The following is a 17,290-nucleotide window of genomic DNA, read 5'->3' as shown; positions in this document are numbered from 1 at the left end:
GGGGCAGCCGCAGGCGCCCGACGGTGAAAGGAGGCTCCCGGCACCTTCTGTCCGAGGACCACCCGGATCGCCTCGCTCGGCGAGTAGATGCGCTCCCCGACGCACAGGCAGGTCAGGAACAGGGCCGCCACCATCACGATCAGGACGACGACCACCAGGATCTGGCGCTGCTGCCGGCGGCGGCGTCGGGACCGCACCAGATCGGCCTGGACCGCGGTGCTGTTCACAGCTCCCCCATCCGGCGGCTGCGCACTAGGGCGATGAACACCGGGGCGCCGATGATCGCCATCACGATGCCCACCTGGACATCGGTGGGCCGGGTGATGATCCGTCCCAGGACGTCGGCGAGAAGCAGCAGCAGGGGTCCCACCACGACGCTCCAGGCGAGCACCCAGCGATTGTCGGCGCCGACGATCGCGCGCACGGCGTGCGGGACGATGAGCCCCACGAAGCCGATCGGCCCGGCCAGGGCGGTGGAGGCGGCGGCCAGCAGCACCGATGCGGCGGCGACCAGGAGCCTGACCCGGCCGACCCGCACGCCCAGGCCGGCGGCCATCTCGTCCCCCAGGGCCAGTGAGTTCAGGGCCCGACCGGAGAAGGCGGCCAGCCCGGCTCCGACGACGAAGAAGGGCAGCACCTCGACGATCTGGTCGAACCGGGCACTGTCGATCCCGCCGGCCTGCCAGGACCGGAAGGTCTGCAGCAGCTCCGCGCGGGGAAGCAGCACAGCCTGGGTGACGCTGGTGAGCACGGCAGCCATCACGGCCCCCGCCAGGGCCAGCCGCAGCGGGCTGGGGCGGCCGCGTCCCCCCGAGCCGATCCCCCAGACCGCGGCGGCGGCGCCCGAGGCGCCCAGGATCGACGCCCAGATGTACTGGCCCGGGGTGTCCAGGCCGATGTAGGCCATCCCGATGACGATGAGTGCGGCGGCACCAGCGTTGACCCCGAGAATCCCGGGATCGGCCAGCGGATTGCGGGTGATGGCTTGCATGAGGGCCCCCGAGACCGCCAGCGCGGCGCCCACCAGCAGACCCAGGACGGTGCGCGGGACCCGGGTGCGGACCGCCTCGGCGGCGAAGGTGTGCACCGACGGGTCGGTCAGTGCCGACCAGACCTGGCCCAGTGGGACGGACCGGGAGCCCACCGCCACCGAGGCCGCGCAGGCCAGCACCAGGGCGACCAGCGCCACTGCCAGCCCCCACAGCCGGGCCCGCCGGCGTCCCACCGGGACGGTCGACCGGCGGTTCGCCCGGCTGGTCCGGACCGGGGCGGGTGGCGCTGTGGGGGCCACCGGGGTCAGCTCAGCTTCTCCGCGGCCCGTGCCAGGGCGGCGGCGTAGGGGCCGACCTGGCTGGGGATCGACAGCACCGAGGGGGAGACCGCCGAGGCGAGCTCGGAGTTGTCCTCGATGACGGCCACCGAGCCGCGCTTGACCGCCGGGATCCGCGAGATCAGCGGATCCTTCTGGAGGAGCGGGAGCAGGGTCTTCGGGTCGCCGTAGGAGACGATGATGTCGACGTCGGAGTAGACGTCGGCGTTCTCGGCCGAGATCTCCTTGTAGAAGGCCGCACCCTGGGACTGCTTGGCGACCGAGGCGGGGGTGGTGAACCCGAGATCGGTGAGGTAGGCCGGTCGGGCGTCACCGGTGGTGTAAATGGTGAGGGTGGACAGCTTCTTGGGGTCGAACCACATCACCGCCGCCGAGCGGCCTTTCAGCCCCTTGTACTTGGCGATCGCCGAGACCATCGTCCGCTCGCAGTCGGCGATCACCTTCTCGCCGGCGGAGGTGCGTCCCATCGCCTTCGCGGTGACGCGCATCACGTCGCGCCAGGTGGCTCCCCAGGGGATCTTCGAGGTGTAGGGGATGGTCGGGGCGATCTCGGAGAGGGTGGCGTACTGCTCCTTGGTGACCCCCGAGGAGATGCCGAGGATGAGGTCGGGCTCGGTGTCGGAGATCGCCTCGGTGTTGATCGAGTCGGTCTCGTCGTAGACCTTCGGGAGCTTGTCGCCGGTGCCGCCGAGCTTCGTCACCGCGCGGGCGGTCCAGGCGAGCATGCCGTTCTTGTCGACCTGCCCGTAGTTGGCGCGGGGCATTCCGACCGGCAGGACGCCGAGGGACAGCACGGCGTCCTCGCCGCTCCAGCCGGTGGTGGCGATCCGGGTCGGGGCCTTGGGGATGGTGGTGCTGCCCCAGGCGTGCGTGATGCTGACCGGGAAGGAGTCGGTGGGGGCCGTGCCGGAGGCCGGGGAGCCGGAGGGCGAGGCGGAGGATCCCGACGAGGAGTCGGTGGCGCCGCAGGCCGACAGGGCCAGCAGCGCGGTGCCGCCCAGAGCGGTGGAGAGAATATGGCGCCGGCTGAGCGGCGTGGTGAGAGGGGAACGGTGGGACACGGGGTTCACGGGCTCCTTGAGAAGATGTCGACGGGTCGCTGTGCTGTCTGGCGGCGCGTGCCTCCGCAGGAACGGGCAGGACGTGCTGTCGGGCAGAGCTGAGTGCCAGGCTGGGCCGGGTGTCGGACGGGGGAGGAACTCCTCATCACCCGACAATTAGGTGAGCCTAACCTCATCTAATTGGTTGAGCAACCGCTGACAAGCGCAGATGCACCCGCCGGGACCCACTCCGATGCCGGCCGGAGGTGCCCCGGGTGGCACCAGGGGTGAGAATGGGGTCATGTCCACCGCCCGCAGGATCGCATGAGCACACCGATGAGACCCGGGGTCGCTGTCCCCGGAGACGGGCATGGATCCGGGCATCCGCAGGCATCCCCACATCCGCACGTGGGCGGTCCTCATGCCGCCGGGGGCGCTCACCCTGCTGGGCATCCCGGCAGCGCGACCTCTGCTGGGCATCCCGGCAGTGCGATCTCTGCAGGTCATCCCGGCGGTCCGCCCGGTCCCCGGGGGCCGGGGAGGATCATCCGGGCCGCCACCCCCCGATGGGTGATCGCCTGCTCGATCGCACTGAGCTGGATCGCCGCTGCCGCGACCGCGATGCTGCTGGCACTGCTGGGCGAGGGGGTCGATCGGGTTGCGGCCGGCGGTCGGATGTCACAGCGCGGCGTGCTGGAGTGCGCCGTGCTGGCGGTGATCGCCGGTGCCGGGGTCGGAGTCGGCCAATGGCTGTCCCAGTGGGCGGCCTCCTCGACCGAGCGACGACTGCGCCAGGCCGTGATGTCGAGGGTCCTGCAGATGGGGCCGACCGGCACCCGCCGGCGCACCGGAGCACTGCTGTCCATGGCCACCACCTCCATGGAGCGCACCGCCCACTACCGGGCCGGCTTCCTGGGGCCGATCGTCGGGTCGATCACCACCCCGCTGCTGGTCCTGACCGTGATGGCGGTCACCATCTCTCCCGGCATCGCGCTACGGCTTGCCGCGCTCATCGTGCTGGTGCCCCTGGCGATCGGCGGCTTCCGACGTCTGGTCCGTCCCGTCGGGGCCGCCTACCGGCGCTCCCAGGCCCGGCTCACCGCGGCCTTCCTGGAGGCCCTCCAGGGGCTGGACACCCTGGTCTACGCGCGGGCCGCCGGCCGGACCGCCGCCCGACTCGCGCACCGGGGCGAGCAGCACCGCCGGTCCCTGATGCGGCTGCTGGCCGGCAACCAGCTGCTGATCCTGGTGGTCGACGCCGCCTTCTCGCTCACCGTGGTGGTGGCCGGAGGAGTGCTCGCGGTGGCCCGGGTGTCCTCGAGACAGCTGTCGGTCGGGCAGGGGATCGCCGTGGTCCTCATGACGATCCTGGTGATCGGGCCGGTCGACGTGGTCGGCCAGTTCTTCTACATCGGGGTCGTCGGACGCGCCCATCAGGCCATCCTGCGTCGTCACCTGGAGACCGGAGGCCCCGCCTCCAGAGGGGGGACGGCGACGGGTGCCTCGCCCCGGGTGCCCACCTCAGCCGGCACGTCACCCCGGGACTCCACCGCGGCCGGCAGGTCACCCCGGGACTCCACCGCGGCCGGCAGGTCACCCCGGGACTCCACCGCGGCCGGCGATCGGTCGCGCAAGGCTCCCGCAACGGGCGGTTCGCTGCGGGCCCCCACCGCAGAGACCACGTCGCCGGACCCCCGGCGTCCGGCCCTGGAGCTCGACGATGTCAGCGCATCCTGGACCCCCGGTCGCCCGGTCCTGACCGGGGTGAGCATCCGGGTCGATCCCGGCGAGACCGTCGCTCTGGTGGGCCCCAGCGGGATCGGCAAGTCGACCCTCAGCGCCCTTGTCCAGGGCCATCTCACACCGGCATCGGGGACGGTGCGGGTCGACGGGATGGACACCCGCACAACCGACCCCCGGGAGCTGCGGTCCAGACTGGCCGTTGTGGAGCAGCGCCCCTTCCTGTTCCTCGGCACCATCGCCGACAACCTCCGGATGGCCGCCCCGAAGGCCTCCGAGGCCGACCTGTGGGCAGCCCTGGGGGTGGCCGGGCTCGCCGAGGAGGTGGGCGCCATGCCTCTTGGCCTCCAGACCCCGGTGGGAGAGCGCGGCCGCACCCTGTCGGGCGGTCAGGCCCAGCGGTTGGCGATCGCCCGGGTCGCGCTGCGCGACGCCCCGATCCTCATCCTCGACGAACCGACCTCCGGGGTCGACCTGGCCGCCGAGGCCCAGATCCTGGCGGCCCTGCGGCGACTGGCCGAGGGCCGCACGGTGCTGCTCATCGCCCACCGGCCGCAGGCGATCCTGTCCGCCGACCGGGTCATCAACCTCGCAGAGCTCCAGGAGGGCCGATGAGCACGTCCTCGAGAAGGTCACTGGTCGGCTGGCTGGTGGGACACACCCGACGACTGGTGCCCGTCCTGGGGATCGCCGCCGTGGCGAGGATCGCCTCCCAGCTGGCCGGCGTCGCGCTGCTGGTGATCGCCGCCCGGGCCGTCGTGTCGGTCGCCCGCATCGGCGATGCGTCAACCGGGAGCCCGAGCCACACGCAGCTGCTCGCCCTCGGCCTGACGATGGCCGGGGTGGCGCTGGCGAAGGCGGTGCTGCGCTACCTCGAGCAGTACTGCGGACACTGGGTGGCCTTCGGCTGCCTCCAGCGGCTGCGTGAGCTGTTCTTCTCGCGTCTGGTCCCCCAGGCCCCCGCGGCGACCACCGGGCGCGCCGGGGCCGAACTCACCGAGCGCGCCACCCGCGACATCGATCGGATCGAGGTGTTCTTCGCCCACACCCTGCCCCCGGCGGTCTCCGCCGTCCTCGTGCCGGTTCTCGCGCTGGCTTGGTTGGCGGGGACCTCGGGGGTGCTCGCGTTGACGCTGGCGGCCTCGGTCCTGGTGGTGCTGGTGGTGCCGGTCATCGGCGCATCCCTCAGTTGGCGGGCCGCCCGACGGGTGGCTGCCGGACGCGGGGAGGTCGCCGCCCAGCTCGGTGACGACCTGCAGGGGGTCCGCGAGGTGCTGGCCCTCAACGCCGGACCGGCCCGGATGGCCTCCCTGGAGGCCGCCGACCGCCGGCTGGGTTCGCTGCGCGGCCGCTCGGGCGCCCTCGCCGGGGTGCGCGCCGGGATCATCGCCGCCGTCCAACCCGCGGGACTCGTGGCGGTCGTCGTGGTGACGCCACTCTGCGGGGCCGGCTGGGAGTCGATGCTGACGGCTCTGGCGGTCGGCATCGGCCTGTGGACCCCCGCCCGCGGGATCGACGACTTCGTCCAGGGTCTCGACGACTCTTTGGCCGCCGCCGAGAGGGTGCGCGAGGTGATCGACGCGACACCCCTCGTCGTCGATCCGGACTCCCTGGTGGGCGGCGGCCAGGACCCGCGGATCGTTCTCGATCGGGTGTCCTTCGGCTACCCCGGCGGGGGTCGCACGGCTCTGGACGACGTCTGCCTGACGGCGGAGCCGGGCTCCTGGACCCGGGTGGTCGGGGTGTCGGGATCGGGGAAGTCCACCCTCGCCGGACTCCTGCTGCGCGGCTGGGACGTCGACTCCGGGAGTGTGCGGCTGGGCGGGGTCGACGTCTCGGCGATGAGCCTGGACGAGCTGCGCTCCCGGGTGGCGATGGTGCCCCAGCATCCGGTGCTGTTCTCGGGGAGCCTGGCCGACAACCTGCGGCTGGCGCGTCCGGAGGCCGATGCGCGGCTGCTGGAGCGCGCCCTGGCCGCCGTCTGCCTGGAGGACTGGGCGGCCGGACTGCCCCAGGGGCTCGACACGCCGATGACCGGTCGGGGATCCGGGGTCTCCGGGGGCCAGTTGCAGCGGATCGCGATCGCCCGCGGACTGGTGGCCGGTCCCGAGGTGCTGGTGCTTGATGAGGCCCTCAGCCAGCTGGACGCCCCCACCGCCGAACGGGTCCGCGCCGGCGTCGCCCGATGGCGTCGGGGAATGACCGTGCTGGAGATCACCCACCGGGTCGATCTCGTCCCTGACGACTCCCCGGTGATCGTGCTGGACGCCGGCAGGATGGTGGAGCAGGGGATGGCCGGTCGGCTCCGCGCCGGGGACGGACCGCTGTCGCGGCTGGTGGCCAGGGGCTGAAGGTGCTCCTACCGGGTGGACGCGACTCGGCCCTGCGCAGTGGTCTGCGCAGGGCCGAGGGGAGTCCGGTTGATCAGTCGTCGGGGCTGATGAGGCCCCTCTGGTAGGCCCTCACCAGGTGGCGGGGGACCCGCAGCTGACGGCCCTCGACCACGATTGGGACCAGCTGGGGAGCCTCCGCCTTCCACTGGGAGCGGCGGTGGCGGGTGTTGGAACGCGACATCTTGCGCTTGGGAACGGCCATGGTGTCACCAGCTCGACTTCGTGATGCCGGGCAGTTCGCCGTTGTGGGCCATCTCGCGGAATCTCACGCGGCTGATCCCGGCCTTGCCGACGAATCCGCGCGGCCGGCCGTCAATGGCGTCGCGGTTGCGCAGTCGCACCGGGCTGGAGTCGCGGGGGAGCTTGGCCAGCTCTCGGGATGCGGCCAGCCGCTCCTCCATGGACAGGCTCTCGTCCTTGCGGGCCGCGCGCAGCTGGGCCCGGCGCTCCGCATGGCGGGCGACCAGCACCTCCCGCTTGTGCTGCTTGACGATCTTGGACTTCTTGGCCATCAGCGGGCCTCCTTGAACTCGACGTGGCGACCGACCATCGGGTCGAACTTGCGCAGCACGAGCCGGTCGGGGCAGTTCCGCCGGTTCTTGCGGGTGACGTAGGTGTACCCGGTGCCCGCGGTCGACCGCATCTTGATGATCGGCCTCAGATCCTTGCTCTTCTTGGCCATCGGGCCGTCTCCTCTCGCGGTGCCGGCGAGGCACCTCCCATAGACTCTGTTGAGAACTATTCTCATATACTGCCTCAGGGTCGGCCCTGGGGCAAGCCGGACCCTGGAAAACGGGGCAGGTTCCGGGGGCGCCGGCTGCGGCGGGACGGCATGTGGGGGTAGTCTCACCGGGTCCGCGCCGGGGCTTGCCCTGAACCGCAGTCGGCAGTTTTCGACAAGATCAGTACAATACGGCTGGAACCGACAGAACACAGTGCCCCACGGGGCCAGGAAGCAGAGCGTCATGAAGAACGGCATTCACCCCGACTACCGACCGGTGGTCTTCCGCGACATCTCTGCCGGGATGAGCTTCCTCACCCGGTCCACTGCGAACTCGCAGAAGTCGATCGAGTGGGAGGACGGCAACACCTACCCGGTCATCGACGTCGACATCTCCTCGGCCAGCCACCCCTTCTACACCGGCAAGGCCAAGGTCATCGACACCGCCGGCCGCGTGGAGAAGTTCAACCGCCGTTACGGGCGCCACTGACCTATTCGGTCGGCGGGCAGCGATGTCCGCCTATCCACGAGTTCTGCGATCTACAGGGTGAGCATCGGATTATCCATCCGGTGCCCCGTAGGTGGCAGAACTCGTCTCTGTGCCCGCGCTGCAGGGTTGGCTGTGGCTCGGGAGTGGGCGGTCGCGGGATGAGATCTGCCACTGTGCCTGCGGCGCGTGCACTATCCAGCGCCCCGCACTGCAGGTGGCAGAACTCACCGGCGCAGCTCCCTGGGGCGCCCCCGAAGGCATCCCGAAGTGGCTCAAAGCGGCCCTGAGCACGCTTGTTCATTGGGCCGGAGCGCCTCGGAGTGGCTCAAGTGGCCCTGAAGAGGATCGTTCGGCGGGTCGGGGTGCCCCTGAGTGGATCAAGCGGCCCTGGCCATGTTGTCCGGTGGGTCGGGGTGCCCCGAAGGGGCCTCGAGGGCTGCACTGCTGTGTGATCCGGGGCGAGACTGGACGGCCTTCCTGTCAGATCTTCTCGCCTCGGGCGAGCATCTCGGTGATCACGGCGTCGATCCCGCGGCAGTCGATGATCTTCATCCCCTTGGGGGTGAGCCGCAGCTTCGCCCGGCGGCCCAGGGAGGGCACCCAGTAGCGCGTGGTCTGGAGGTTGGGCTCCCAGCGGCGACGGGTGTGGCGCTGGGAGTGGGACACCGAGTTTCCGTAGCCGGGGCGCGTGGCCCGGACCTGGCAGCGACGAGACGTGAGATCTCCAATCGAAACAGTAATGAGAATCGTTCGCATATAATGCGCGGTATCGATCCCCGGTCAACTCGAGTCGTTTGGGAGCCGGGCGTTGCGGTGGGCTTCGGGGGTCGGTCCCACGAGAGACTCGAACAGGCGATGGAGCTCGGGGCTTCACCGTCGCAGGTGCTTTCGGCCATGGGCACAGCGGGCTGGATCCCACGGATCCCAGTGAGATCTGCCACCGGAGAGTGCGGGCTCTGGACTATCCATCCGGTGCTCCGTATGTGGCAGATCTCAACTCTGCGATTGCCTGGCGGAGCTGGCTGTGGACCGCGTTCAGCAGGTCCGAGGTTGAGTTCTGCCATCTTGGTGGGTGGCGAGTGGATTATCCGGCTGCCGGTGCCGTACATGGCAGATCTCATCCGTGTGCCGGGTCGGATCACCGGATCCGGTCCGGCTGCCGACCTCCAGAGGGTCGGATCACCCGAAGCGGCCCGAGATGTAGTCCTCGGTGGACTTCTGGGTGGGGTTGGAGAAGATCTTCTCGGTGGAGTCGATCTCGACCAGGCGGCCCGGTTCGCCCTGAGCCTTGAGGTTGAAGAACGCGGTCCGGTCGGAGACCCGCGCCGCCTGCTGCATGTTGTGGGTGACGATCACAACGGTGAAGCGTTCCTTCAGCTCATTGATGAGGTCCTCGATCGCCAGGGTGGAGATCGGGTCCAGGGCCGAGCAGGGCTCATCCATCAGCAGCACCTCGGGTTCCACAGCGGTCGCTCGGGCGATGCACAGCCTTTGCTGCTGGCCACCCGACAGGGAGGCTCCCGAGCGGTCCAGCCGGTCCTTCACCTCGTCCCACAGGTTCGCCCCGCGCAGCGCCCGCTCGGTCACCTCGTCGAGGGCCTTCTTGTTCTTCGCCCCGGTCAGGCGCAGCCCGGCCACCACGTTGTCGCGGATCGACATCGCGGGGAAGGGGTTCGCCCGCTGGAAGACCATCCCCACGGTCCGGCGCACCGCCACCGGGTCGACCCCCTTGCCGTACAGGTTCGCCCCGTCGAGCAGCACCTGTCCGGTGCAGTAGGCCCCCGGGATCACCTCGTGCATCCGGTTGAGGGTGCGCAGCACCGTCGACTTGCCGCAGCCCGAGGGCCCGATGAAGGCGGTCACCGTGCGCGGTTCGACGGTGAGCTCCACCGACTCCACGGCGTGGAAGTCTCCGTAGTAGATGTTGAGGTCCTTGACCTCGATCCTCTTGGCCATGTCAGTCCTTTTCTTCTGGTCGTCGCCGCATCCGCGAGGGAGGCGGTCACCGGCCCATTCGGCGCAGGTAGCGGCGGGAGATCGCCTTGGCGATGATGTTGAGCCCCATCACCAGGACGATGAGGGTCAGCGCGGCGCCCCACACGGTGGGGGTGTCGGCCGATCCCTGGGTGTACGCGTTGGAGATGATGGTGGGCAGGGTGGCGAAGGTCTGGGTGTTCGGATTCACCGTGAGGTACTGGTTGAACTGCAGCAGCACGATCAGCGGTGCGGTCTCTCCCATCACCCGGGCAAGCCCGAGCATGATGCCGGTCGCGATTCCCGAGATCGAGGTGGGCAGCACCACCGAGACGATGGTCCGCCACTTCGAGACGCCCAGTGCCAGGGAGGCCTCGCGCAGCGAGTCGGGCACCAGCTTGAGCATCTCCTCGGTGGACCGCAGCACGGTCGGCACCATGAGGATCACCAGGGCCAGGGACGCCGCCCAGGCCGACTGGTGGCTGCCGAAGGTGGTGACCACCAGGGCGAAGATGAACAGTGCCGCGACGATCGAGGGGACTCCGGTGAGCACGTCGACCGCGAAGCTGATCACCCTGGCGATCTTCGTGCCGCGGGCGTACTCGACCAGGTAGATGGCGGTCAGCAGGGCGATCGGAACCGAGATGACGGCGGTGATGAGGCCGATCTCCACGGTGCCGAGGATGGCGTGCAGGGCGCCCCACTTGGCCTGGTCCGCGGCGTCCATCGCATTGGTCCACCAGGACGCGCGCAGCAGGGATCCGATCCCCTTGCTGATCGCAGACCACAGCACCCACACCAGCGGTGCGACGGCCAGCAGGGTGGACAGGACCATGAAGGCCGAGGCGAATCCGTTGCGGGCGGTCCGCCATGCGGAGGGCCGGGAGAGGTCCAGACGCGGTGCGGGCGCTCCGGCGGTCGCGCCTGAACCGGCACCTGCGGTGGCGCTCACACCTGCGCTCACCCCTGCGTTCGCACCGGCACCGGCGGCGACGCCGTTCGGCGTCCCGGGGGCGGTCTTCGAGTCGTGGGGGGATGAGGAGCTCATCGCTTGACCCCTCTCTCGGCGATCATTCGGGCCGCGCCGTTGACGAAGAAGGTGATGACGAACAGGGCCAGGCCCGAGGCCACCAGGGCGCCCAGGGACTTGGGATCGTTGAGGGCCTCGGGGAAGTCGCGGGCGATCTTGGAGGCGAAGGTGTCGCCGCCGGTGAAGATCGACGGGTCGAAGGCCCGACGCAGCTGCATCTGGCTGACCTGCTGGAGGATCAGGGTGACGGCCAGGGTCTCGCCCAGGGCCCGTCCCAGACCGAGCATCGATCCGGAGATGATCCCGGACCGGGCGTGGGGCAGGACGGCCATCTTGATGACCTCCCAGCGGGTGGCCCCCAGGGCGAGGCTGGCCTCGATCTGGTCGGTGGGGGTCTGGGCCATCATGTCACGGCTGGTGGCGGTGATGATCGGCAGGATCATGATCGCCAGCACGGTGGAGGCCAGGAAGACGGTTCCGCTCACATCGGTCCAGCTGGGTGTCTCGCGGAAGATCGGGATCCAGCCCAGAAGGGTGGCCAGCACCGAACGGATCCACTCCAGGAAACCGGCCTGACTGAGCACGATGCTGCCCCACAGGCCGAAGATGATGGAGGGCACCGCGGCCAGCAGGTCGACCACGAAGGCCACCGGACCGGCCAGCCGAGGAGGCGCCATCTGGGTGATGAACAGGGCGATGCCGATGGCCAGTGGCACCGCCACCGCCAGCGCGATGATCGACGAGATGGCGGTGGTCCAGGCCATCGCTGCGATCCCGAAGTTGAGCGGGGAACTGTCGGTGGACCAGGTGCGGGTGGTGAAGAAGTTCGACTCGTTGTCCTGCAGCGCCGGGATCGCGGACCTCACGAGGAAGGCGAAGATCAGCACCACCAGGACGGCCAGCAGGATCGCCACGGTGGCCGAGGTGCCGGAGAAGATCCGGTCGCCGACCCTGGACGGCGGCTTGGTCTGCACCCTGGTCGGGTGCGGGTCGGGCTGGCCCGCGGCGTGCGGGGACGCCGGGCCGTGGGACTGCGCGACGGCGTTCGGTTCGGCCATGGATTTCCTTCCTCAAGCGGGATCCGACACGACGGGACCGTGCCCGGTGAGACCCGTCCGACGTCAACAGTGGCACATCGGCGGGTGGTTGAGACCGGGCACGGTCCTCATCGTGATGAATCGGGACGGACAGGTCAGGAGATGGCCGCCACCGAGGCGAGCACCTTGCCGGAGACCTCGGCCGGCAGCGGGGCGTAACCGGCCTTCTGGATGGCGGCCTGCTCGGTGGAGGAGGCGTAGAAGGACATGAAGTCCTTGAGGAGGGCGGTCTTCTGGGGGTCCAGGCCCTTCGAGCAGACGATCTGGTAGGTCACCAGAACGGCCGGGTAGACGCCCTGGGGGGTGTCCTTGTACTGCATCTCCAGGCGCAGGTCGTTGCCGTTGCCGGCGGCCTTGGCGGCCGAGACCGCCTTGCCGGCGGACTCGCCGGTCAGCTCGACAGGTCCGGCGCCGTTGTCGATCTTGGCCATCGACAGGCTGTTCTTGGTGGCGTAGCTCCACTCGGCGTAGGAGATCGAGTCCTTGGTCGACTTGACCGCCTGGGAGACGCCGGCAGACTTGTCGGCGCCCTTTCCGGTGCCCTTCCACTGCTTGGAGTGGGGCTCGGACCAGATGTCGCCGGCTGCCGTGTTGAGGTAGTTGGTGAAGTTGTCGGTGGTGCCCGACTCGTCGGAGCGGTAGAACACCGAGATGTTGGTGGAGGGGAGCTTGGCGCCAGGGTTCTCCTTCTTGATCGCCTCGTCGTCCCACTTGGTGATGTCGCCGGCGAAGATCTTGGCCATCGTCTGCGTGCTGAGGGTGAGGTCGGAGACGCCGTCCACGTTGTAGACCACGGCGATCGGGCCGGCGACCATCGGCAGGTGCCAGGCGTCATTGGCCGAGCAGCGCTCCTTGGCCTTGGCGACCTCGCCCTTGTCGGCCGACAGGGCCGAGTCGGATCCGGCCCAGTCGATCTGCTTGCCGGTGAAGGCCGAGACGCCGGCGCCGGAGCCGGTGATCGAGTAGTTGACCTGGCCCTTGCCCTTGCAGGCGGTCTTGTAGTCGTTGATCACCTGGGTGATGGCATTGGCCTGGGCCGAGGAGCCGGCGCCGTTGATCGCGCCGCCGGGGCAGGTCGGGGTGTACTTGGTGTTGCCGACCGGTGCCGCGGCGGTGCTGGACGAGTCGGTGCCGGCCTGGCTGCTGGCCGCCGAGGAGGTCTCGGTGGCCGAGGGGGAGGAGCTGCTGCTCGAGCTGTTGGAGCCGCACGCGGCGAGCGAGACGCTGCCCAGGAGTGCCATGGTCGCGATCATGGCGAGGCGCTTGGTCTTCACAAGAACTTCCTTGAGTGCTGGGGACTGTGGTCCACGGGTCCGGGAGTCTTCCGGTGGTCCGCGAGGACGTCTCCCGGAGCACTTCTGGTGGCCCGTACAGCGCACACGCTAAGCGGCCGACATGACCTGAGGGCCGCCCCCCGGTGAACGCCGGGTGAACAGCTGCCGGCCGGCGGACAGGTCCGCGCAACCGGATCCCCCGAGCACCTCAGATGCTGGGCCTGTGCCATTCCTGGCGGATCGCCTTGCCCTTGGCGTTGAGGTGGACGACCAGGCACTCGGCGGTCGCCATCGGGTGGTTGCCGGAGTGCAGGACGTCGCCCATCGCCGGCAGCACCGGCCGGTGTCCGCAGATCGCCAGCGGCTGGTCCGGGTCGGCCAGCTGCTCGGCGACCAGCTCCTTCATGGCCTTGCGGGTGGGCTTGTGGTGGGCCTCGAAGGCCTCCTCGGTGAACTCCTCGCGCTGCTGGATCTCGACCCCCGCGGCCTGCGCGTAGGGGGTGAGGGTCTGCATGCATCGGGTCGCCGGGGAGCTCACCAGCCGCGAGACGCCGTAGGCCTCCAGCAGGGCGGCGAGGGCCTTGGCCTGGCGCTTGCCCCGCCGGTCCAGCGGGCGTTTCGGATCGGTCTTGTTCCGGTGCTTGCCCGAGGCCCACTCCTTGCGGCTGATCGCCTTGGCGTGGCGCACCAGGGCGATGGTGGTGGTGGCCGGGAGTTTCACGGCCTCCTCGAGAACCTGGACGTCGGTGGCGTAGCTGAGCCGGGTGCGGGCCTCGGCCAGGTCCAGCCACATCGCCTGGTCGACCTCCTCGTCGGGCTCGTGGGGGTGCTCGGAGCACACCGTGCCGACCCACCACTGGACGAGCTTGGCCATCTTGTTGGGCATCTCGTACTCGATGGGCTGCAGGTTCGCCGACAGCCGGATCCGCACCCCGGTCTCCTCGAGCACCTCGCGCACCGCGGTCACCGGGGAGTCCTCGCCGGGCTCCTGGTGTCCCTTGGGCAGGCTGATGTCGTCATAGCGGGGTCGGTGCACCGCCAGCACCTGCACCGTCCCCTCGGCGGTGCGGCGCAGGACCACTGCACCGGCCGCCAGGACCGGTCCCTTGCGGCGGCTCATCGGTGACGCCCCCTGGTCCGGGTCTCGGCGATGAGTCGTTCCTGCAGATCGGTGAGGATCTGGCCGTCGGCGTCGCGGGAGACCTGGGTCCACTCGCGGTCGCGCAGCTGCCAGGAGATGGTGTGCTCGTTGAAGGCCAGCGCGAAGAGGTTCTCGATCTCGGCGATGTGGTCCTTGTTCGACAGGCTTACCAGCACCTCGACGCGGCGGTCCAGGTTGCGGTGCATGAGGTCGGCCGAGCCGATCGCCACCGTCGGACGCCCGCCGTTGGCGAACCAGAAGACCCTCGAGTGCTCCAGGAACCGGCCCAGGATCGAGCGGACCCGGATGTTCTCGCTCAGCCCGGGGATGCCCGGCCGGATGCTGCACATCCCGCGCACCCACAGGTCCACCGGGACCCCGGCGCGCGAGGCGCGGTAGAGGGCGTCGATGATCGCCTCGTCGACGATCGCGTTGACCTTGATCTTGACCCCGGCCGTCCGGCCCTCCTTCTTGGCGGTGATCTCCCGGTCGATCGCCTCCAGGATGCCGCTGCGGATCCCCTCGGGGGCCACCAGCAGTCGGCGGTAGCGTTTCTCGGCGGTCATCCCGGACAGGTGGTTGAACAGCCGGGCGACGTCGTCGGTGATGATCGGGTTGCAGGTGAGCAGCCCCAGGTCCTCGTACTGTCGGGCGGTCTTCGGGTTGTAGTTGCCGGTGCCGATGTGGGCGTAGCGGCGCAGGCTGTCGCCCTCGTCGCGGATCGCCAGGGAGAGTTTGCAGTGGGTCTTGAGACCCACCATCCCGTAGACCACGTGCACCCCGGCCTTCTCCAGCACCCGGGCCCAGCCGATATTGGCCTGCTCGTCGAAGCGCGCCTTGATCTCCACCACGGCGAGCACCTGCTTGCCGGCCTGGGCGGCCTCCACCAGGGCGTCGACGATCGGGGAGTCGCCGGAGGTGCGGTAGAGGGTCTGCTTGATGGCCAGCACCTTGGGATCGGCGGCCGCCTGCTCGATGAACCGCTGGACGCTGGTGGCGAAGGAGTCATAGGGGTGGTGGACCAGGACGTCACGACGCCGGATGGCGGCCAGGATGTTGGCCGGCCGGGCGGTCTCGACCTCCGCCAGGTGGGGGTGGGTGATGGGCAGGAAGTTGGGGTACTTGAGGTCGTCGCGGTCGACGTCGCCCAGGGAGAACAGCCCGGTGAGGTCCAGCGGGGCGGGCAGCCGGAAGACCTCCCGCTCGGAGACGCCGAGCTCGCGGGTGAGCAGTTCGAGCATGTCGTCCTGGATGTCGTCCTGAACCTCCAGGCGGACCGGTGGCCGGCCCACCTCGCGGCGCAGCAGCTCCTTCTCGAGGGCGAAGAGGAGGTTCTCGGCGTCGTCCTCCTCGACCTCGACGTCCTCGTTGCGGGTCACCCGGAAAGTGGTGTGCTGAATGACGTGCATCCCGGTGAACAGCTGGTCGAGGTGGCGGCTGATGACCTCCTCCAGGGGGAGGAACCGGCCGTGTCCCAGGTCGATGAACCGGGGAAGCACCGAGGGCACCTTGACCCGGGCGAACTGATTGGTGCCGGTGACCAGGTTGCGCAGCATCACGCCGAGGTTGATGGACAGCCCGCGGATGTAGGGGAAGGGGTGGGAGGGGTCGACCGCCAGCGGGGTGAGGACCGGGAAGACCCGTTCGGAGAAGAGGGTGCGCATCCGGTCCTTCTCCTCGTCGTCCAGCTCCGACCAGGTGAGGATGTGGATGCCCTCCTGGCCCAGCGCCGGGCGGACGTCCTTGGAGAAGACTCTCGACTGGGCGCTCACCAGCTCGTGGGTGCGGTCCAGGATCGCCTCGTGGAGGTCGCGCGGCATCTGGCCGGTGAGGGTGGGCACCGCGACGCCGGCGTCGATGCGGCGCTTCAGCCCGGCCACCCGGACCATGTAGAACTCGTCGAGGTTGCTGGAGAAGATGGCCAGGAACTTCGCGCGCTCCAGCAGCGGGATGCGCTCGGCGTCACGGGCCAGGTCGAGGACCCGGTTGTTGAAGGCCAACCAGGACAGCTCGCGGTCGGAGTAGCGGTCGACCGGAAGGTCCTGGTCGGACGCGGGGGCCTTGCGCTTGGCCTTCTGGGCCGCCTGTCTGGCCGCTGAAGGGGTGACTGACTGCTTGGCCATCTGGCTGCTCCTTGTGGGAACCGGGACGGTGTCGTCGGTTGTGGCCGTCCGGTCTGTCGGCCACAAATCTATCGGACGGGACGTGGGTGAAGGGCCGGTCGGAATCCCGCCGCCGTGGCGGCCGGCCCTGCCGGCGGGTCAGCGCTGGGCCTGGAAGCGGTATCCCACCGACCGGACGGTCTGGATGTGACCCTCGTACTCCGGGCCGATCTTGGCGCGCAGCCGCCGGATGTGGACGTCGACGGTGCGGGTGCCGCCGTAGTAGTCGTAGCCCCAGACCTCTGAGAGCAGCACATCGCGGGTGAGCACCCGGCCGGGATGGCCGACGAGGAACTTCAGCAGTTCGAACTCGGTGTAGGTGAGGTCCAGGCTGGTGCCCCCGACCGAGGCCGTGTAGGCGTCCTCGTCGACGGTGAAGGGGCCGGCGACCAGCTCCTTGGTCTCGTGTCCCGAGGCGACGAACCGCAGTCGGGCGTCGGCCTCCAGGGAGGTAGCGGTGTCGGTGAGGAAGTCGTCGGCCCCCCAGTCCCGGGTCACCACCGAGAGGGTCTTGGCCGAGGCGAGAAGCATCACCGGGACCGTCGACTCCCGGGAGGACAGCTGCAGGCAGGTCTCGCGCGCTCTGGCCGGTTCGGTGCGGCAGTCCACCAGGACGACGTCGGTGGTGTCCAGATGATCCAGACAGTCCTCGATGTCGTCGTAGCGGATGGTGGTGTGAGGGAGCAGCTCGAGTGCCTCCGGCAGCGGCTCGTCTGCGGGCCCCACAAGAGCCAGTCTCGACACGATGCGCCTTATCCTTCCCACGGCCTGCCACAGGATTGTGAGCACGGTCACCATCCGGATGACGACGCCATCGTAGCGGGGTGGGAGTTCGGCACCCGACGGTGCCCGCCCCGATGACCCCTCATCGATGGAACTGCTTGTGGACCAGTGATCG

General features: G+C 69.6%; 16 protein-coding genes. 3 read left to right on the top strand and 13 right to left on the bottom strand.

Translation table 11 applies throughout. The features are described from left to right. Positions 1 to 223 precede the first annotated feature (223 nt). Together H590_RS0101335 and H590_RS0101330 are read right to left on the bottom strand one after the other, a co-directional pair. Positions 224 to 1,291: a FecCD family ABC transporter permease gene (locus H590_RS0101335; protein ID WP_232020919.1), complete on the bottom strand. Its 1,068-nt coding sequence runs from the start codon at positions 1,289 to 1,291 to the stop codon at positions 224 to 226. Between the two features lie 5 nt (positions 1,292 to 1,296). Continuing rightward, positions 1,297 to 2,391 (bottom strand): iron-siderophore ABC transporter substrate-binding protein, encoded by a 1,095-nt coding sequence (locus H590_RS0101330; RefSeq protein WP_126412761.1) that lies wholly within the window; start codon positions 2,389 to 2,391, stop codon positions 1,297 to 1,299. Positions 2,392 to 2,940: 549 nt separating this feature from the next. On the opposite strand from H590_RS0101330, the gene H590_RS19270 reads away from it, so the two are divergent. Together H590_RS19270 and H590_RS0101320 are read left to right on the top strand one after the other, a co-directional pair. Then, on the top strand, positions 2,941 to 4,725 hold the full coding sequence (locus tag H590_RS19270; RefSeq protein WP_051238044.1) for an ABC transporter ATP-binding protein: 1,785 nt from the start codon (positions 2,941 to 2,943) through the stop codon (positions 4,723 to 4,725). Then, entirely contained in the window at positions 4,722 to 6,461 is a 1,740-nt protein-coding gene (locus H590_RS0101320; protein WP_028702131.1) for an ABC transporter ATP-binding protein, read from the top strand. The genes H590_RS19270 and H590_RS0101320 overlap by 4 nt, the downstream gene beginning before the upstream one ends. A gap of 73 nt (positions 6,462 to 6,534) precedes the next feature. Here H590_RS0101320 and rpmF read toward each other — a convergent pair whose 3' ends face one another. From rpmF to rpmG, 3 genes are read right to left on the bottom strand one after another with little or no spacing between them, the layout of a single operon-like run. Further along, on the bottom strand, positions 6,535 to 6,705 hold the full coding sequence (rpmF, locus tag H590_RS0101315; protein ID WP_028702130.1) for a 50S ribosomal protein L32: 171 nt from the start codon (positions 6,703 to 6,705) through the stop codon (positions 6,535 to 6,537). Positions 6,706 to 6,709: 4 nt separating this feature from the next. Continuing rightward, entirely contained in the window at positions 6,710 to 7,015 is a 306-nt protein-coding gene (rpsN, locus tag H590_RS0101310) for a 30S ribosomal protein S14 (RefSeq protein WP_028702129.1), read from the bottom strand. Beyond that, complete coding sequence (gene rpmG / locus H590_RS0101305; RefSeq protein ID WP_028702128.1) at positions 7,015 to 7,185, bottom strand: 50S ribosomal protein L33; 171 nt, start codon at positions 7,183 to 7,185, stop codon at positions 7,015 to 7,017. Before rpmG ends, rpsN begins: the two co-directional genes overlap by 1 nt. Before the next feature lie 283 nt (positions 7,186 to 7,468). On the opposite strand from rpmG, the gene H590_RS0101300 reads away from it, so the two are divergent. Next, the gene (locus H590_RS0101300; protein ID WP_028702127.1) at positions 7,469 to 7,714 is read left to right on the top strand and encodes a type B 50S ribosomal protein L31; all 246 of its coding nucleotides are present in this window, start codon (positions 7,469 to 7,471) and stop codon (positions 7,712 to 7,714) included. A gap of 480 nt (positions 7,715 to 8,194) precedes the next feature. On the opposite strand, the gene rpmB is transcribed toward H590_RS0101300, so the two are convergent. The 8 genes from rpmB to H590_RS0101260 all read right to left on the bottom strand — a co-directional run bounded on the left by rpmB (position 8,195) and on the right by H590_RS0101260 (position 17,190). Next, the gene (rpmB, locus tag H590_RS0101295) at positions 8,195 to 8,470 is read right to left on the bottom strand and encodes a 50S ribosomal protein L28 (protein WP_051238043.1); all 276 of its coding nucleotides are present in this window, start codon (positions 8,468 to 8,470) and stop codon (positions 8,195 to 8,197) included. Between the two features lie 423 nt (positions 8,471 to 8,893). Further along, positions 8,894 to 9,670 (bottom strand): phosphate ABC transporter ATP-binding protein PstB, encoded by a 777-nt coding sequence (gene pstB / locus H590_RS0101290; RefSeq protein WP_028702125.1) that lies wholly within the window; start codon positions 9,668 to 9,670, stop codon positions 8,894 to 8,896. Between the two features lie 46 nt (positions 9,671 to 9,716). Beyond that, positions 9,717 to 10,736 carry a phosphate ABC transporter permease PstA gene (pstA, locus tag H590_RS0101285; protein WP_097798342.1) on the bottom strand — a complete coding sequence of 340 codons (1,020 nt, stop codon included), beginning with the start codon at positions 10,734 to 10,736 and terminating at the stop codon, positions 9,717 to 9,719. Then, a complete protein-coding gene (gene pstC, locus H590_RS0101280; protein ID WP_084149179.1) occupies positions 10,733 to 11,776 on the bottom strand; it encodes a phosphate ABC transporter permease subunit PstC in 1,044 nt (347 codons plus the stop codon). Before pstC ends, pstA begins: the two co-directional genes overlap by 4 nt. Before the next feature lie 134 nt (positions 11,777 to 11,910). Then, a complete protein-coding gene (pstS, locus tag H590_RS0101275) occupies positions 11,911 to 13,068 on the bottom strand; it encodes a phosphate ABC transporter substrate-binding protein PstS (RefSeq protein ID WP_036980573.1) in 1,158 nt (385 codons plus the stop codon). Positions 13,069 to 13,297: 229 nt separating this feature from the next. Then, positions 13,298 to 14,209 (bottom strand): NUDIX hydrolase, encoded by a 912-nt coding sequence (locus H590_RS0101270; RefSeq protein ID WP_028702121.1) that lies wholly within the window; start codon positions 14,207 to 14,209, stop codon positions 13,298 to 13,300. Continuing rightward, positions 14,206 to 16,353, bottom strand: coding sequence for an RNA degradosome polyphosphate kinase (locus H590_RS14225; RefSeq protein WP_084149178.1), 2,148 nt, complete (start codon positions 16,351 to 16,353; stop codon positions 14,206 to 14,208). The genes H590_RS0101270 and H590_RS14225 overlap by 4 nt, the downstream gene beginning before the upstream one ends. Before the next feature lie 138 nt (positions 16,354 to 16,491). Beyond that, positions 16,492 to 17,190, bottom strand: coding sequence for a winged helix-turn-helix transcriptional regulator (locus H590_RS0101260; RefSeq protein WP_051238075.1), 699 nt, complete (start codon positions 17,188 to 17,190; stop codon positions 16,492 to 16,494). Positions 17,191 to 17,290 lie beyond the last annotated feature (100 nt).

The sequence above is a fragment of the Acidipropionibacterium jensenii DSM 20535 genome (assembly GCF_000425285.1).
In the GTDB taxonomy this organism is placed as follows: domain Bacteria; phylum Actinomycetota; class Actinomycetes; order Propionibacteriales; family Propionibacteriaceae; genus Acidipropionibacterium; species Acidipropionibacterium jensenii.
The sequence above is the reverse complement of the archived record's forward strand: the minus strand, read 5'-3'. Positions and strand labels throughout refer to the sequence as shown.